Origin of the sequence: Halomonas sp. OfavH-34-E (genome assembly GCF_024124525.1) — a bacterium.
Classification (GTDB): domain Bacteria; phylum Pseudomonadota; class Gammaproteobacteria; order Pseudomonadales; family Halomonadaceae; genus Halomonas; species Halomonas litopenaei.
Map to the genome: position 1 here is coordinate 114,193 of NZ_JAMXRY010000004.1, position 16,935 is coordinate 131,127.

Below are 16,935 nucleotides of genomic sequence, written 5' to 3' on the forward strand. Positions count from 1 at the left end.
TATCAGGCTCCCCACAGCACTTGGATGCCCCAGACCAGGAACACGAAGATGGCAATGATGATGACGGACTGGGTGCCGACACGAATGGCGGTCGGCTTGATGTAGTCGGTGGTCACGGTCCACAGGCCCACCCAGGCATGGGCGGCCAGCGAGACGAAGGCCAGCAACGAGAAGATTCGCATCCAGGTCTGCTCGAACAGACCGCTCCAGGTGGCATAGTCGAGCTGCGGATGAGCCAGCAGATAGACCACCAGAAAGACCGTGTAGAGCGCCATGACAACCGCACTGGCGCGCTGGATGATCCAGTCGGACAGGCCGCTGCGGCTGAAGCTCGTGATGTTGGTTACCATACCCAGACTCCCGCCAGAATGATCAGGACAACGCTCGCCACGATGGTGATCTGCGCCTTTTTCACCGCACCTTCCAATGACACGCCGATGTTGGCGTCCATAATGAAGTGCTTGCAGCCGGCGACGAAGTGGAAGGCCAGAGCGGACAACAGTCCCCAGGCCACCAGCTTGGCGAAGAAGTTGTGCGCCAGCGCATCGCGTACGGCATCGAAACCGGCCGGCGAGGACAACGAGGCGTCCAACGCCCAGAAGCCGAAGATCAGACCGACGAAGAGAATGACGCCAGTGACCCGGTGGGTAATCGACGTCAAGGCGGGAAGGGGGAAGTGGATCGTGGATAGATCCAGATTTACGGGTCGTTTGCTATTCACGGCTCTCTACACACTCTCTTGGCCCACTCTACGACATACGGGCCAGAGGCCCGAGCGGGCGGTGGTTTTGGGAAGGGCGCTGTCGTGACCCAACCTGCGACAAGTTGGACACGACCTCCTGTTCCTGCCAGTCGCGGCCTGAATTATAGGGACATGCCCCCACCATGACAAATGGCATGACCATGCAATTTGGCGAACGCTTCGTCGGAAAATGCGGCAAAGCTGCATAAAAATGCGACTTCGTCAAGTTGCTGCACCGCAAAAGGACAGCCTATGGTGCAAAGCACCATAACCTATACAACACCTATACTGCTAAATGAGCATAGTACAACAGCAAGCGTTCAATGGGAGAATTGACAATATCCTGAACGCTTCTATAGTGGGCGAACCTTTTTTGCCGGGCGACCCCCTATTCGTCGGCACGTTAGTGAGAAATGACAACGTATCGCTCCATATCGAACACGAAGGAGGCCTGACATGGCTGAGAGAAAAGCGACCCTGACGGTGGATGGTCTGGAGAAACCTGTCGAACTTCCCGTCCATTCAGGCACCCTCGGCCCCGACGTCGTTGACGTGCGCGGACTCGGAGCGGAAGGCCTCTTTACCTTCGACCCCGGCTTCCTGGCCACCTCTTCCTGCGAATCCGGCATCACCTACATCGATGGCGCCAACGGCGTGCTACTGCACCGCGGCTACCCGATCGAGCAGCTGGCCAAGCATTCCAACTTCGTCGAGCTCTGCTACACCCTGCTGTTCGGTGAACTGCCGGACGAAGAGCAGTACAAGGACTTCGAGCACCGGGTGCGCAACCACACCATGGTCCACGAGCAGATCGCCAACTTCTTCAAGGGGTTCCGTCGCGACGCCCACCCCATGTCGATCATGTGCGGCGTGATTGGCGGCCTGGCGGCGTTCTATCATGACCACCTGGACATTACCCAGGCCAAGGACCGCGAGATCAGCGCCATTCGCCTGATCGCCAAGATGCCGACCATCGCGGCCATGTCCTACAAGTACAACATCGGACAGCCTTTCAACTACCCGCGCAACGACCTGAACTATGCAGAGAACTTCCTCTACATGATGTTCAGCAATCCGTGCGAGCCCTACGAGATCAACCCGGTCTACGCCAAGGCCATGGACCGCATCTTCATGCTGCACGCGGACCACGAGCAGAACGCCTCCACCTCCACGGTGCGTCTGGCAGGCTCCACCGGCGCCAACCCGTTTGCCTGCATCAGCGCCGGCATCGCGGCCCTGTGGGGTCCTGCCCACGGTGGCGCCAACGAAGCAGTGCTCAACATGCTCGACGAGATCGGCGACGACTCCGAAGAGAACATCCAGCGCTTCATCGACAAGGCCAAGGACAAGGATGACCCGTTCAAGCTGATGGGCTTCGGTCACCGCGTCTATCGCAACTTCGACCCGCGCGCCAAGGTCATGAAAGAGACCTGCGACGAGGTCCTGGAAGAACTGGGCAAGGCCGACGATCCGCAACTCAAGATCGCCAAGCGCCTGGAGCAGATCGCCCTGGAAGACGAGTACTTCGTCGAGCGCAAGCTCTACCCGAATGTCGACTTCTATTCCGGCATCATCCTCAAGGCGATGGGCATCCCGACCAACATGTTCACGGTCATCTTCGCGGTATCCCGTACCATCGGCTGGATCTCGCACTGGAACGAGATGATCAGCGAAAGCTACAAGATCGGTCGTCCGCGCCAGCTCTACACCGGGCATCCCAAGCGCGACTACCCGTCCAAGTAATTCGCCGACCAGGTAATTCGCGTGGCGCCCGCTGCCCAAGGCAAGGGAATCGCCGTCACGCCAGAAGACGCAACATCCCGCGTCGCATTGCCATGAAAAGGGCCGCCCTCCGGGGCGGCCCTTTTTTTGTTCAACTTTTTTGCCCAACGGATGAACGGACACGCCTACCGGCGCTATGCTGACCCCTTCGAAGCAAATAACAAAGGAGCGCTTTCATGAGTCAAGACATCTCCACCGTCGCCTTTATCGGCCTTGGCGTGATGGGTTTTCCCATGGCAGGACATCTCGCCGAAGCCGGGCTGACAGTGCGCGTCTACAATCGCACGCAAAGCAAGGCCGAGCAGTGGTGCGAACGCTACGAAGGAAGCCACCACCCGACACCCGCAGAGGCCGCCAGCGGCGCCGATCTGGTACTGGTGTGCGTGGGCAATGACGACGACGTTCGCGAGGTCACCACCGGGCCCGACGGGGTACTGTCGACGCTCTCCCAGGGCGCCATCCTGGTGGACCATACCACCGCCTCCTCGAGCCTCGCCGAGGAGCTCGACCAGGCCTGCCAGAAGCAGGATGTGGGCTTCATCGATGCGCCGGTCTCTGGCGGCCAGCAAGGAGCAGAGAACGGCGCCCTGACCATCATGTGCGGCGGCCAGGAGGAGCACTTCTCCAGGGCAAGGCCGGTACTCGAGCACTATGGCAGAGCCGTAACCTTGATGGGCGGCGTCGGCGCCGGACAGCTGACCAAGATGGTCAACCAGATCTGCATCGCGGGCCTTGTCCAGGGCCTCGCTGAAGGCCTTCATTTCGCCGAGCAAGCGGGTCTCGATCAGGAGCGGGTGGTCGAGGTCATCAGCCAGGGAGCCGCCGGATCGTGGCAGATGGAGAACCGTCACGCGACCATGATCCGTGACGAATACGAGCATGGCTTCGCCGTCAACTGGATGCGCAAGGATCTGGATATCTGTCTGAACCAGGCGCGTCAGCTGGAGGCTCGCCTGCCGGTGACCGCCCTGGTGGACCAGTTCTACGCCGACGTGCAGGCAATGGGGGGTGGGCGCTGGGACACGTCCTCATTGCTGCGACGCCTGCGCGAAAGGTCTGACCGCAAGGACTGACATTTTCCATACCTGCCGGGCCAGCGCCCTCCTGCTGGCCCGACCTTCTCGCGGCGCCGGCATGCGCTCATGGGCCAACATCCCCCTCTCTCCCCAAGCCCTTTTCACCCCGCCCAGCGTTTTCCACACTTTCTGTGGATAACCCTGTTCACAACCTATCGAAACCGCCCTCGAATCGCCATGAACTGGGCATTGGACTTAGATTGGTTAATTTTTAACCTGTCGCAACACATTGATTTTGAAAGGAAAAAATATAAATCGCGCAACCACGGGCGTTATCCCCGTAGCAGAGGCTGACCGGGGGAAAAATGCGTCACTGGTGGACAAGAGGAAGGTTCTGTCAAGCCGTACAAGACAGTTTTTGCAAACCATCCACAAGCAAACTGAGGCTTCGTGCAAATCACGAAGAGCTCACAAAGCGAATGGTGATAACAAGAGGAGAGACCACGGAGTTCACAACGATTCATGCGAAAGCATGAATCCATACGGAGCAGACGCTACGCACAGGAAGTGGCGTCCCATAGGGGGTTCGAACCCCTGTTCCCGCCGTGAAAGGGCGGTGTCCTGGACCACTAGACGAATGGGACGCAGCCTGAAACGAGATTGGTGGAGCCTAGCGGGATCGAACCGCTGACCTCGACACTGCCAGTGTCGCGCTCTCCCAGCTGAGCTAAGGCCCCATCTCGTGAAGACGAGACGTATCTTACGGATATCATAAGATTTGGTCAACCCCGGAAGCGCCAAAATTTTTCGGTGTCCCGGCCATGGCGATGCCAAGGTGATGGGGTGCCAGCAGGCCTCCCCATCTTTTTCATCATGCCGCCGGCAACTCGAGCTTTTTCTCCGGAAAGCTCGCGGCGCGCCTTCTCGAAGCGCTTGGCCTGCTTCCTGGAGACGCCACCCAGCACGCCGATGGCGTGACGCAGGCGGGCGCGGGGGAGCTGAACGTATCAAGCGCCATGGCGATGGGGGCTCGCGATAAAGCCTCTCCCCCACCGCCATCACTTGTCACTATTCCGCCGGCAACTCGCGCTTTTTCTCCGGAAAGCTCGCGGCGCGCCTTCTCGAAGCGCTTGGCCTGCCTCCTGGAGACGCCACCCAGCACGCCGATGGCGTGACGCAGGCGGGCGCGGGGGAGCTAAACGTATCAAGCGCCATGGCGATGGGGGCTCGCAATAACGCCTCTCCCCCACCGCCATCACTTGTCACTATTCCGCCGGCAACTCGCGATATTCCTTCTCGAAGCGCTTGGCCTGCTTCTTGGAGACGCCACCCAGCACGCCGATGGCGTGACGCAGGCGGGCGCGGGTCATGTCGGAGCCAAGAATCGCCATGGCGTCCATCACCGAGGTGCTCGATGACGAGCCGGTGATGGCGATAAAGACCGGTGCCAGCAGTACCTTCATCTTCAGATCGAAGTGGCTGCCCAACAGCTTGATCTCGGCCAGCAGCGCGTCCTTGTTCCAGCTGGACACACCTTCGAGCCGCCAGACCAGGAACTGCAGCAGCTTGACGAGATCTTCACGCTCCAGGTTGATCCCGTCGAAGCTTGCTTCGCTGATGGCGGGCAGCCCGGAGAAGAAGTGCCCCGCCAGAGGCGCCACGTCGGACAAGGTATCGACCCGCGTGCGCACCTGGGGCAGGATCTGCGCCACATAGTCTTCATTGAAGGCCCAGGTCATCAAGGCCTGGAGAAAGGCGCGGTCGTCCAGGTCCTCGCGCAGGTAGACACCGTTGAGCCAGGTCAGCTTCTCGAGATCGAACACCGGGCCACCCAGCGATACCCGCTGAATGTCGAAGTTTTCCATCATCTCGGCGAGGGAGAACTTCTCTCGTTCGTCCGGCATGGACCAGCCCATGCGTCCGAGATAGTTGGTTACCGCCTGGGGCAGGAATCCCATACGCCGATAATAGTTGATCGAGGTAGGGTTCTTGCGCTTGGACAGCTTGGACTTGTCGGGATTGCGCAGCAGCGGCATATGGCACAGCTCAGGCATGTCCCAGCCAAAGTACTCATACAGCAACTGGTGCTTGGGCGCCGAATTGATCCACTCCTCGCCACGCAGCACGTGGGTGATCCCCATCAGGTGATCATCCACCACATTGGCCAGGTGATAGGTCGGCATGCCGTCGGACTTGAGCAGGATCTGCGCATCCACCTGGGCCCAGTCCACCTCGATGGCGCCACGCAGCATGTCCTGAACGACGCAGGGGCCGCTTTCCGGCACCTGCATGCGCACCACATAGGGCATGCCCTCTTGCTCGCGACGGGCCTGTTCATCGGGATCAAGCGCCAGATCGGCCGGCTTCAGCGCCAGGTGCAGCCCCTGGGCCTTGCGCGCCTCACGCAGCTCGTCGAGCTCCTCGCTGGTGCGGTAACACTTGAAGGCATGGCCGGCATCGATCAATCGCTGGGCGTGCTCGGCATAGATGTCTCCTCGCTCGCTCTGACGATAGGGACCATGCGGGCCGCCTACATCGGGTCCTTCGTCCCATTCGAGCCCCAACCAGCGCAACGAATCGAGGATCATCTGCTCCGACTCGGCGGTGGAACGAACACGATCGGTGTCCTCGATGCGAAGGATGAACTCTCCCCCATGCTGTCGAGCAAAGCACAGGTTGAACAAGGCAATGTAGGCGGTTCCTACGTGGGGGTCCCCGGTGGGCGACGGGGCGATACGCGTGCGAACAGTCATAACGTCCTGCATCCTGAAGTCGTTGAAGCCAAGCTGGCGGCGTGGGCGCATTATACGCACCGACGAAGCAATTGCGCAGGACCCGGCGGGATTCGCGAAACTCTGAAATCGTCACCCCGTGCGGGACTCGAACAGGTTGCCACCCCACCCAGGCCAGGAGAGCGACATGGACAGACTTCCCGACGGCTATCGCGCCCTCGTCATCGGCGGCAATGGAGGCATAGGTCGCGCCGTCGTCGATCGACTGCTCGCCGACCCACGGCTGGGGCAGGCGACCGTCGTCAGCCGAACCTCCTTTCAGGCCTCCTCTTCTCGCCTGGAAGCGATCGAAGGCGATGTCACCACTGCACAGGGCCGGGCTGACCTGGGTCGAGCCCTTCACGGCCCTGCTGGCCAAGCCGTTCCTCTTCACCTTGTGGTCAACGCCATTGGCCTGTTGCACGACGAAGCAAGCAACATTCAGCCCGAGAAACGCCTGGAGGACCTCGACGAAGCCGCCCTGACGACCCTTTTTCAGGTCAACGCCGCCACGCCGGCCTTGATGCTCCAGACGCTGCTTCCCCACCTCAAGGGCTCCCATCCCACCACCGTGGTCAGCCTGTCGGCACGGGTCGGCTCGATCGGCGATAACGGCCTGGGCGGCTGGTACGCCTACCGCGCCAGCAAGGCCGCCCACAACATGCTGATGAAAACCGCTGCCATCGAACTCAAGCGATTGAACCCCCGGTCCTGCGTGCTGAGCTTCCACCCGGGTACCACCGACAGCTTGCTGTCACGCCCCTTTCAGGCCCGAGTCCCTGAGCACAAGCTGTTCACCGCCGACTTTGTCGCCGACCGACTGATGACCATGGTGCAGCAGCGTGGCCCCGACGACAGCGGCGGCTTCTTCGACTGGGCCAACGAGCCGATCACCTGGTAGTGCGGCATAGGAACCGTCGAATATCGTTGACGCCTGATATTGCACAAGAGGTGCTTATGAATGAGTATTCTAAATTCTCTTTATGTGTCGACAGGAAGGTTCCATGGACGCGCTGGGTCCGCGCATCAAATCTTTGAGGTTGGCAGCCGGCTTGAACAAGGCGGCGCTGGCTCGCCAGGTCGGGGTCTCTGACGTCACCATTTCCTACTGGGAGTCCGGCACCATCAAGCAGATCGGGCATGAACGCCTGGTGGCGCTGTCACAGGCCCTTAACTGCCCCCTGGCACACCTGCTGGAAGGAGAACCGAACCGACCATCTCCCCTCTACCTGAGATCGACCCTGCCGCTGCCCTGGCAGGAAGTCGCCCACAAGGGGATCGATCTGCCACTGGAGCTGATCCCGGAGCAGCGTTGGGACGGTGACTGCCACCTGGTGACGCCAGCGCCGGATGAGCACTTCGATTTTCTGGGACCGCTGGATCTGGCCGCCGTGGCTCCGACCGAGATATTCCGGCAGCCGGGACTCTATCTTGTGGCGGAGGAAGACACCCTGTACCTGCGCCGAGTCGCACAGGACAACAACGGGCAACTGACCTTTCAGCGCCAGGGCCAGACCACCACCATGCCTTATCACAGCGGCATGCGACTCAAGGCCAAGGTGGTAGCGCTATGGCGTAGCGAGTCAGCGACCTGAGGTGAGACGAAAAGCAGAGATGAAACCAAAAGCAGTCGGCCGGGCCTGACGTTTCATCTCTCGCCTACCCAGATCATCCAACCAGGCGCCCAACCCCCGGGAGCGAGCCCGACGGGTCAGGTCGGTCAATCCGGCCTTACTGTCCCTTGCCGCCTCAGCCCTGCCCGGCTGTCTTGTCGCCACCGCTCTCAGTGCCTTGCCCTTCTTATCCCCTGCGCTTCTTATCACTTGCGTTTCTTATCTCTTGAGCTTCTTACCCCTGGCGCCGTTTATCCCTCTTACTTATAAGTCGGCGATGGCGTCCAGGCGTGTTCGACACATGACGTCCGCTTCCAGCCATCTTCCAGGACGCTTTTCTGGAACACTTCTCCAGAACTGTTCTCAGTCTTTTCCAAGAACTCTTCTCAAGAACGTTGCCCCGAGAACCCTTCCCAAGAACTCTTCTCAAGAACGTTGCCCCGAGAACTCTTCCCAAGAACTTTTCTCAAGCATGTTTTCCGAGAACACTTCTCAAAGCCTTTTCAGATACATCTTCTCAACAACTTTTCGCAAGAACTTTGCCAGGAACACTTCTCAAGAACACGCTTCCGGAACGATTTCCAAAAACGATTTCCAAAAGCGACTTCCACGGGCGGCCTGTAACAACTTCCTGCTGCGTTCGCGTCTTAGGGACACTTATCAAGGGCTGCTTTCAAGGGTTGATTCAGGGGCTTTGCTGCACTTCGACATCGTCCAGCGTTCGTCGCACTTCCTGTCCTACCAGAAACCGCTGGCTAGCCTTGATGATCTTGCCCAGTCCATGCTCCGACGTGGCAACCAGTGGCCCATCAAGGTACTCGCCGCTCGGCCCGATCCGCGCCTTGACCTCGGCGGGCTGCACGTCAGCAGGAGCGGTGACCAGTTCGATACGATAGTAGCCATCGGGCAACCCGCTACCGGGACCGTAGGGCCCAGCTGCCACACTGCCCTCACGCACCTCGGTGCGTGACTGCCAACGCACATTGCTGGCCTCGCGCACCACCCGCAGCTGGACTCTGGTGCCTTCCGGCAAGTTGGTCGTGGCCGCCACATGCATTCGCCGATCCGACGCCAGCCGGATATCCAGCGAAACCGTCACCGGCTCGTTCAGCGCCGCTACCGTCATCGGTTCAGGTTCATCAACTCGGGACGTCACCCTTTCGACAGGACCGGACGCGATGTCTCGCTCACCGCTCGTCTCCGAAGGCTGACTCACTGTTGAATCTCCATCACAGGCCGCCAGTACCCCGGCAACCATGGCTCCTGCGACCAACATTACTACAAAACGCCAAGGGCTCATCATCACCTCTCCTTGCTGCTACATGAGCCTAGCACGGTGCTAGTTCAGTGTACGCCCGAGCGCCCCGCCCTTTTCAAAACAATCTTCAGCACAATCACTTCATAACACCTTTCATTACGTTTGATAACACTTAAACACCAATTAAAACCCATAAAAAGCTAATAAAAAGGAATTATGCGTAAAGATGCATCTACGCTAAATATTCAACGACAAGAGTTTTAGAAAGCCCATACAGGCTTCATTGCCTTTCCACCAAGACAACCATTACATCCGGACTAGGTGAGGTATAAACCGATGACTTTGCAACGAAAACTGCTCGTTATTGCTCTCGCCAGCGCGATGGCGACCCTGACCGCCTGCTCTGGTGATTCCAGCAACTCTCGCACCCTGGCCAGTAACAGCCAGGACCCGATTACCAGCGGTGGCGACGATGGCTCCGGTGGCGATGGCGGCTCAGGTGGCGATGGCGGCTCCGGTGGCGATGGCTCCGGTGGTGATGGCTCCGGTGGTGATGGATCCGACGGTGGTGATGGCGGCGATGGCATTGCCCGCTCATCGCTGGAAGGTGTCTTCCTGGCGACCGCCGATACCAGCGACGGTGTAGACACCACGCTTACTGACATCGGGAACGGCATCTCCCAGCAGAGCGCCGTCCCTCAATTGGCCAGCGTCACCGAACCTGCAGGTACGATCGTCTCCGAAACGGGCGATGCGGTCGGCGACATCTCGAGCGGCATACGCGATGGTGTCGGCAGTCTCAGTACCAATGACAACTATCTGGGCACCACCGCCGCAGGCGTGACCAACGGTGTCGGCGAGCTTGGACAGGCAGTTTCGGCGACAGGAGACACCGTTGCCGGCCTGGGCGAACTGCCCGTAGTGATGGAACTCGACGCCCGAACAGGCCTGGTGACCAAGCTCGGTACCACCGTCAATGGGCTCGGCGGCAAGGTGGAGCGCGCAGGCGACGCACTCAGCGTCAATTTCGAGGATTCCAGCGAGGTGCTCGGGGCCACCACTACCAAGCTTGGTGTTGCCCTTCGTCCTGTGCTGCTGGGCACCGACGGCAAGGTCACACGCGTCGGTCAAGCGCTGGTGTTGCCGGCCCAGGCCGGCAACCTGCTGCTACGCACCGGTGGCACCCTGGCCGACCTCGGTCAGCGCATCGGTGAACGCTACTCTCTGCTTGGCGGCGCCGGCGATAGCGTGACCGGCAGCGGTAATATCGTCATCGCGACCGGCGAGCTGCTCGGCGGCGGTGAAGGCGACAATGGCTCAGGCGGCGGCCTCGGCGGACTGCTCGATGGCGATGCCAGTGCACCTGACGACGGCCGCACCGACTTGGAGCGCACCGTCGCCAGCGCAGGACAGACCGGCGCCGGTGCTGGAGACGCGGTCACCGCCCTGGGCGATGGCATTTCGCAACAAAGTCTGGGAGGACGTGGAGAGTTCGTCACCGACGGGCTGGGCAATGTCATCAGCAATGGCGGCCAAGCCGTATCCGGGCTCAGCAACGGACTCGACAATGGTCTGGGCAACTTCTCGAATAACCCCAACGCTGTGGGAACCACCTTGGCCGGCGGCGGTGTAGCGGTCTCCGAAACCGGAGAGGTGGTATCCAGCCTCGGCGCCACCGTCGGCAACCTGAACCAGCTCCCCCTGGTCATGCAGCTCGACAACCGCAGCGGCGCCATCACCCAGCTCGGCAGCAGCGTCGCGGCCCTTGGTGGCGGCGTGACCCAGGCCGGTAACGTGCTGACCCTGAACTTCAACGACGATGGCTCGCACCTTGGTGGCCTGACCCGCGAAGTGTCGGCGGTATTGCGCCCCGTTGTCATCCAGACGGATAGCGGCGTTACCCAGCTCAGCCAGGCCCTGGTGGTCGGCCCCGAGGTAGGCAACGTGCTGATCCAGGCCGGCGTAGCGGTAGATGGACTGGGTGGCCGCCTGGGCCAGGGCAATGACCTCGCCGCTGGCGTGGGTGGTGCTGTCAGTGGTGTCGGAGGCATCGCCGCCAACACCGGCAGACTGCTGGGCGGTGATGAGGCTCGACTGCTTTCACGCCTCGATGGTCAGGGACTCAGTCAACTGGAATCTGCCGGACTGCTGGGCCAAGGGGCTCTGCTCTCGGACCTCGGAGGAAGCCAGCAAGGCGGCCTCGGGGGCGGACTCGAGGCAGGGCTTGGCGACCAGCTTGGTGGTGACAGCAACCTCATCGCCGGACTCAACGATACGCTGGGCGGCGGCAGCGGCTTGACCGCAGGGCTTGGCGACACCCTCGGTGGCGACAGTGGCGGCGGCCTGGTCTCTGGCGTCTCCGATACCCTGACCAGCACCCTCGGCGGTGGCGACAGTGGCGGCGGCCTGGTCTCCGGCGTCTCCGACACCCTGACCAGCACCCTCGGCGGTGGCGACAGCGACAGCGGCGGTGGCCTGGTCGGCGGCACCCTGGACGCCGTCGGTGGCGTGACCGAGAAGCTTACCGGTGACATGGGTAGCAGCCAGGACGGCAGCAGTAACGACGCCAGCAGCAATGACGGCCTGGTCAGCAACGTTCTGGGAGGACTGCTGGGCAGAAACTGATCTCGCCTGACCAGCCATGCCAGACGCAGGCCCGATACCCCCGCGGGTATCGGGCCTTTTCTTGAGGTCAAACCCAACACCAGTCCAGACGCTGTTCATAACAATATTCGAGCCCCCTTGAGGGGCCTCTACCAGGGATCGACAAGGAAGCCTATGCCAAGCACTACGCCGCAACCAACGCCCTACACCAAGCCGCCTACCCCGCCACGTTCGCGATACAGTCCCCTTCCACTAGTGATGGCCGCCGGCAGCCTGCTGGCCGTGCCCCCCCTCCAGGCCCAGCAGACGCTGGAGACCGTCGACGACATCATCGAAAATCGCCGGCTGGCGCCACAACAGCGCAGCGTGGAAACCGAGGTTGACCTGCCCAGCGACGCCAGCGCCGGCATCCCTGCCCGCGTCACCGTGCGTCACGTGCGCTTCATCGGCGACAGCGTGCTGGATCTGGCCGAACTGAGTCAGGGACTTCAGGCCATGATCGGGCAGAGTGTGAGCCGAGAGGCCATCGAGGCCGAAGTCCAGGCGATCACCGACGCCTACCAGGATGGCGGCTATCCGCTGTCCTTCGCCTACCTGCCAACCAACAACTTTCGTGACGGCAACGTGCGCATCGTACTGGTGGAGGGGCATATCGCCCGTACCGAGATCGTGGTGGACGATGACCCCGTGGCGGGCCGGGTGGAGAAACTGGTCCAGCCATTGCTGGAAGAACGCCCTCTGACGCGCAGCACCTTTGAGCGTGTCAGCGGGCTGATCGAGCGAATTCCCGGTGCCAGCCTGACCTTGAAGGCACCGGTGCCGCGCACCCCCAGCGGCGCCACTACCCTGCGTGTCGAAGAACGTCGTATCGATCATTTTGACTATTCGGGCAACCTCAGCGGCGGCGATGAGCAGGACGCCGTCTTCATCAACAGGGTCTCGACCCAGAGCCTGACTACCTGGGGCGACAGCCTGGGCTTCTCCTGGCTGTGGCCCATCGACAACGACAACGAGCTCTACGCGTTGGACTATCGTACCGATATCGGCAACGACGGCCTGACCCTGACCGCCTCCGCCGACAGCTATGACGGTGAGGACGAGGAGAATCTGATCTACCTGCTCGACGGACAGCGCTTCGATCTGCGCCAGGATCAGGATACCGACCGCAGACGCTATCGCCTGGGGCTGTCCTACCCCTTGCTGCTGTCACGTTCCTCGAGCCTGACCCTGGGCGGTGCCTTGCGTCATCACGACGAGACCAAGACCACATCACTCAGCTTCGAGGAACAGACCCTCAACCAACTGGTCGAGGAGTCCGAGTATTCGGCCGCCGATCTGGACCTGAACTATCGCACCCAGCGTGGACGGCAGTTCTGGCTGGCCTCGCTGGCCCTGCGCCAGGGCATGGATCTGGGGGCCAACGAGCAGCAGCGTCGGCTCAACGGTACACCGCTTGCCGACAACGGAGATCTGCACTTCACCCGCTGGCAGCTGGACGCCCAGTACAGACGCCTGTATGGCGATCACTGGCGCCTTACCGCCAGCGCCAACGGTTTCTACTCCGACGATGCGCTGCCGGAACCCGAGCGCGGCAACTACGGTGGCCAACGCTTCGGGCGCGGCTATGACGCCGGCCAGGCGGAGGGCGACTACGGTTTCGCCGGGGCGCTGGAACTACGCTATCTGCAGCCTGTGAATAGCGCCTGGCTTTCGCGCGTCGAGCCCTACCTGGTGCTGGATGGCGCCCGCACCGAGTTTCAGGAGCGCGACGCGGATAGCCACCTGGCTTCGGCGGCGGCCGGCGTCAGCCTGGGCAAAGGACGTCTGTACGGCCTCACCCTGGAATACGCTGAGCCCATCGGCGATCGTGACCTCGAGACCGATAGCCGCGAGGGTCGCATCAACGCCCGCCTGACCTGGAACTTCGAAGGCTGATCTCTGGGCTATGGATGAACTCGCCAGGGGCCGCCACACCGGGCCCCTGGCCATATCACCTGACCCAAGGCCCTCATTTGCGGCAGGGCCGGCCGCTCGCTCAGTCGGCCTCCCGGCCGCCCTTTCAGCCGCCCTTTCAGCCGCCCTTTCAGCCGCCCTTTCAGCCGCCCTGTCAGCCGCCCCCAGCGCCACTTCCTATTGCCCTGCACACGACAACCCTGCGCGTGTCTCGTCGTGCAGCGAGACCGCGTGTGGTGAAACATTGGCGTCGCCTCATTTCTTGAGCCAGGCCAGCAAATTTATCTCTCATCTCGCCGCATCGTCGCCGTCCTTGCAGCGGATCAAGCATTGTGCCGACCCAAGTCCCGACAGACTGTCGAGGCCCGTAGACTCGAAGACAGGCGGTCACACAAGGGCCGTCTGTCCCTGATCACACCGACAACAAAAGAGCCTACACCATGACCTTCTGAAACGAGGAAACCGAGATGGAAACGCAAGCGACCTCCTCCAAACGGCGCTCCGGCCTGCGCATGCCCACGGTCTATACCCTGCTCTTTGTGATCACCGCGCTAGTGGCGGTGCTGACCTGGGTCATGCCCGCCGGCAAGTACGACTACCATGTGGAAGGCAGCGATCAGGTCATTGCTGCCAGCGACGTGCTCGACTATCAGGGTGACGGCCGCCTGTTGCCGATTCCCGGCACCTACCAGGTGCTGGAAAGCTCCCCCCAGGGGCCTTTGGATGTGCTGGTGGCCCCGATCCAGGGATTCCACAAGGCCGTGGACGTTGCCCTGTTCGTGCTGGTTATCGGCGGCTTTCTGGCAGTGACGATGCGCTCGGGCGCCCTGGATGCCGGGATCGGCGCGGTGGTCGAGCGCTTTGGCGGGCGCGAGCAGTACCTGATTCCCGTACTGATGGTGCTGTTTGCCCTCGGCGGGTCCACCTACGGCATGGCCGAGGAAACGGTCGCCTTCTGGGCCATCATCCTGCCGGTGATCACCGCCGCCGGCTACGACCGCATGGTGGCCGCAGGCATCATCCTGCTCGGCTCCGGCACCGGTGTGCTGGCCTCCACCGTCAACCCCTTCGCCACCGGCATCGCCTCGGGCTTCGCCGGCCTGCCGATCGGCGCCGGTATCACCCTCCGGCTGGTGCAGTTCGTGATCCTGGTGTCGCTGGCTATCTGGTTCGTGATGCGCTACGCCGCGCGGATCAAGCGCGACCCGCAGCGCTCGGTGCTGGCGGACCTGCAGCTGGCGGCCGCCCCTCAGGCCAAGGAGGCCGCCTCGACCCAGGCGTTCACCCTGCGCCACAAGCTGACCATGACGGTGTTTTTCATGACCTTCGGGATCATGGTCTACGGCGTCGTGCCCTGGGAAGACATGGGCATCACGGCTTTTCCGACCCTGTGGTGGTGGTTCGATGAACTCTCCACCCTGTTCCTGAGCGCTGCCATCCTGATCGCCCTGATCAATCGACAGTCCGAATCCGACTTCATCGAGACCTTCCTCAATGGTGCCAAGGACCTGATCGGCGTGGCCCTGGTGGTGGCCGTGGCACGCGGCATCTATGTGGTGATGGACAACGGCGTGATCATCGACACCATCCTCAATTGGGCCGAAGGCGCGGTAGCCGGCCTGTCCTCGGGACTGTTCGTGGTGGTGGCCTACGTGGTCCACATCGTGCTGAGCTTCTTCATCCCATCGACCTCGGGGCTGGCCACGGTGTCCATGCCGCTGATGGCGCCACTGGCCGACTTCTCGGGCGTGGATCGCGAACTGGTGGTCACCGCCTTCCAGTCCGCCAGCGGCTGGATCAACATGTTCGCCCCCACCGCCGCCCATCTGGTCGCCGGACTGGCGCTTGCCAAGATACCCTACGAGCGCTTCGTCAAGTGGGCGCTGCCTTATATCCTGATGACCCTGGGAGTCACCACCGTGACATTGTTCGTGGGCGCCAGCCTCACCTGAGCACAGGTCGCGTCAGGGCAACCAACGCAAGTCGAGCATAAAAAAACGCCAGCGCTTTCCAAGCGCTGGCGTTTGCCCTTGCATGACGCCTCAAGGGCCGCATTCAGGCCTTCTTGACGTACATCGACTTGAGCTTCATGGCACCGATGCCATCGATCTTGCAGTCGATGTCGTGGTCACCATCGACCAGGCGGATGTTCTTCACCTTGGTGCCAACCTTGACCACCGAAGAAGACCCCTTGACCTTCAGATCCTTGATCACGGTGACGCTGTCGCCGTCGCTCAGCACATTGCCGTGGGCGTCACGCACCTGGTCACCGCTCTCATCGGGCTCGGCGTTCAACGACCATTCGTGGCCGCACTCGGGACAGATCAGGGAATGGCCATCCTCGTAGCCGTATGGGGACTCACAGGCGGGACAGGGGGGCAGGTCGCTCATGACACTCTCGCAGGTGGGAAAAGCGAAGACGGTACTCCGCCCCCCGCCGGATTGCCAGTCGTCCAATGGAAGGAGAGCCTTGTCAGGCGCTGTCTTCCTATTGCTCCCTATTCCTCCTTATCTTCCTTTTCCGCCTTTTCGCCCTCGCCTTGGGCCTGGCGCTCATGGATACGCTTGATATCGGCCTTCAGGGCCCGCCGCTGGCGGCGAGTACTGAACTGCAGAGTATCCCAGGTCTCGGGCACCAGGGTGCAGGAATCCTTACTCTGGTGAAACACGAAACGCCGCTCGGCACCGATCGGCAGGTTCTCCGAACAGTAGGTGCCGATCACCCGTACACAGACGGCCTTGAATACCAGCCCATCCCGCGACTCGTCGATGTCGGCGATGGTGGTGATACGTTCCTTCAAGGCATTGAACGAACCGATATGAACGAAGCCACCGCTGTCCAGCGGTCCCTGGTGGGTACAATGACTGGCGTTGTGGCCCGCTTCCTGCTGGTCTTCATCATCATCAAGATCCGCCTCGTGGTCACTGACATCCAGCGTCCAGTCCCCTTCCGAGGTCTCCAGCGTCATCATGATATGTTGCAAGTAGATGGGTTCGGCGCTCATGTTGCTGATCACGCACAGCGCATCCAGATTCTTTCGCTTGCCGCGATTGATGATCAAACGGGGTCGACGCTGGCGGCGAAAGCCAAAGTACAGAAGCTGCGCGTAGATCAGCCAGATCATGAACGAGCCGACGCTGGCCAGCGTCTGCAATACGTCCTTGTGGGCAGAAATCCATTCGTACATGGGCGTCA

Annotated in this window: 13 protein-coding genes and 2 tRNA genes; 7 read left to right on the forward strand and 8 right to left on the reverse strand. The window is 61.4% G+C overall.

Going from position 1 to position 16,935, the window contains the following annotated elements; genetic code table 11:
* Positions 1 to 2 precede the first annotated feature (2 nt).
* Both sdhD and sdhC read right to left on the reverse strand, forming a co-directional pair.
* Entirely contained in the window at positions 3 to 350 is a 348-nt protein-coding gene (sdhD, locus tag NH448_RS03180; protein WP_045992951.1) for a succinate dehydrogenase, hydrophobic membrane anchor protein, read from the reverse strand.
* Positions 344 to 721, reverse strand: a complete 378-nt coding sequence (gene sdhC / locus NH448_RS03185) for a succinate dehydrogenase, cytochrome b556 subunit (RefSeq protein ID WP_045992952.1) — start codon at positions 719 to 721, stop codon at positions 344 to 346. Before sdhC ends, sdhD begins: the two co-directional genes overlap by 7 nt.
* Before the next feature lie 477 nt (positions 722 to 1,198).
* Here sdhC and gltA point away from each other — a divergent pair, with 477 nt between their 5' ends.
* Both gltA and NH448_RS03195 read left to right on the forward strand, forming a co-directional pair.
* On the forward strand, positions 1,199 to 2,485 hold the full coding sequence (gene gltA / locus NH448_RS03190; RefSeq protein WP_045992953.1) for a citrate synthase: 1,287 nt from the start codon (positions 1,199 to 1,201) through the stop codon (positions 2,483 to 2,485).
* 215 nt (positions 2,486 to 2,700) lie between these two features.
* Positions 2,701 to 3,597: an NAD(P)-dependent oxidoreductase gene (locus NH448_RS03195; protein WP_045992954.1), complete on the forward strand. Its 897-nt coding sequence runs from the start codon at positions 2,701 to 2,703 to the stop codon at positions 3,595 to 3,597.
* Positions 3,598 to 4,108: 511 nt separating this feature from the next.
* On the opposite strand, the gene NH448_RS03200 is transcribed toward NH448_RS03195, so the two are convergent.
* The 3 genes from NH448_RS03200 to gltX all read right to left on the reverse strand — a co-directional run bounded on the left by NH448_RS03200 (position 4,109) and on the right by gltX (position 6,293).
* Positions 4,109 to 4,184, reverse strand: a tRNA-Glu gene (locus NH448_RS03200).
* A 17-nt stretch (positions 4,185 to 4,201) separates the two neighbouring features.
* Positions 4,202 to 4,277 (reverse strand) — tRNA-Ala (locus NH448_RS03205).
* A 528-nt stretch (positions 4,278 to 4,805) separates the two neighbouring features.
* Positions 4,806 to 6,293, reverse strand: coding sequence for a glutamate--tRNA ligase (gene gltX, locus NH448_RS03210; protein ID WP_045992955.1), 1,488 nt, complete (start codon positions 6,291 to 6,293; stop codon positions 4,806 to 4,808).
* 166 nt (positions 6,294 to 6,459) lie between these two features.
* Here gltX and NH448_RS03215 point away from each other — a divergent pair, with 166 nt between their 5' ends.
* Complete coding sequence (locus tag NH448_RS03215; protein WP_045992956.1) at positions 6,460 to 7,212, forward strand: SDR family NAD(P)-dependent oxidoreductase; 753 nt, start codon at positions 6,460 to 6,462, stop codon at positions 7,210 to 7,212.
* Positions 7,213 to 7,315: 103 nt separating this feature from the next.
* Entirely contained in the window at positions 7,316 to 7,906 is a 591-nt protein-coding gene (locus tag NH448_RS03220) for a helix-turn-helix transcriptional regulator (RefSeq protein WP_052704361.1), read from the forward strand.
* A 703-nt stretch (positions 7,907 to 8,609) separates the two neighbouring features.
* Here the strand turns inward: NH448_RS03220 and NH448_RS03225 are convergent.
* Complete coding sequence (locus tag NH448_RS03225) at positions 8,610 to 9,140, reverse strand: hypothetical protein (RefSeq protein ID WP_157033055.1); 531 nt, start codon at positions 9,138 to 9,140, stop codon at positions 8,610 to 8,612.
* A gap of 378 nt (positions 9,141 to 9,518) precedes the next feature.
* Between NH448_RS03225 and NH448_RS03230 the strand changes: the two genes are divergently transcribed.
* From NH448_RS03230 to NH448_RS03240, 3 genes are all read left to right on the forward strand, one after another.
* Positions 9,519 to 11,807, forward strand: coding sequence for a collagen-like triple helix repeat-containing protein (locus tag NH448_RS03230; protein ID WP_157033056.1), 2,289 nt, complete (start codon positions 9,519 to 9,521; stop codon positions 11,805 to 11,807).
* Positions 11,808 to 11,960: 153 nt separating this feature from the next.
* The gene (locus tag NH448_RS03235; protein ID WP_253028414.1) at positions 11,961 to 13,721 is read left to right on the forward strand and encodes a POTRA domain-containing protein; all 1,761 of its coding nucleotides are present in this window, start codon (positions 11,961 to 11,963) and stop codon (positions 13,719 to 13,721) included.
* Positions 13,722 to 14,206: 485 nt separating this feature from the next.
* Positions 14,207 to 15,691, forward strand: a complete 1,485-nt coding sequence (locus tag NH448_RS03240; RefSeq protein ID WP_045992958.1) for a YfcC family protein — start codon at positions 14,207 to 14,209, stop codon at positions 15,689 to 15,691.
* A gap of 103 nt (positions 15,692 to 15,794) precedes the next feature.
* On the opposite strand, the gene NH448_RS03245 is transcribed toward NH448_RS03240, so the two are convergent.
* A complete protein-coding gene (locus NH448_RS03245) occupies positions 15,795 to 16,130 on the reverse strand; it encodes a zinc ribbon domain-containing protein YjdM (RefSeq protein WP_045992959.1) in 336 nt (111 codons plus the stop codon).
* A 107-nt stretch (positions 16,131 to 16,237) separates the two neighbouring features.
* Complete coding sequence (locus NH448_RS03250) at positions 16,238 to 16,927, reverse strand: hypothetical protein (RefSeq protein ID WP_045992960.1); 690 nt, start codon at positions 16,925 to 16,927, stop codon at positions 16,238 to 16,240.
* Between the last annotated feature and the right edge of the window lie 8 nt (positions 16,928 to 16,935).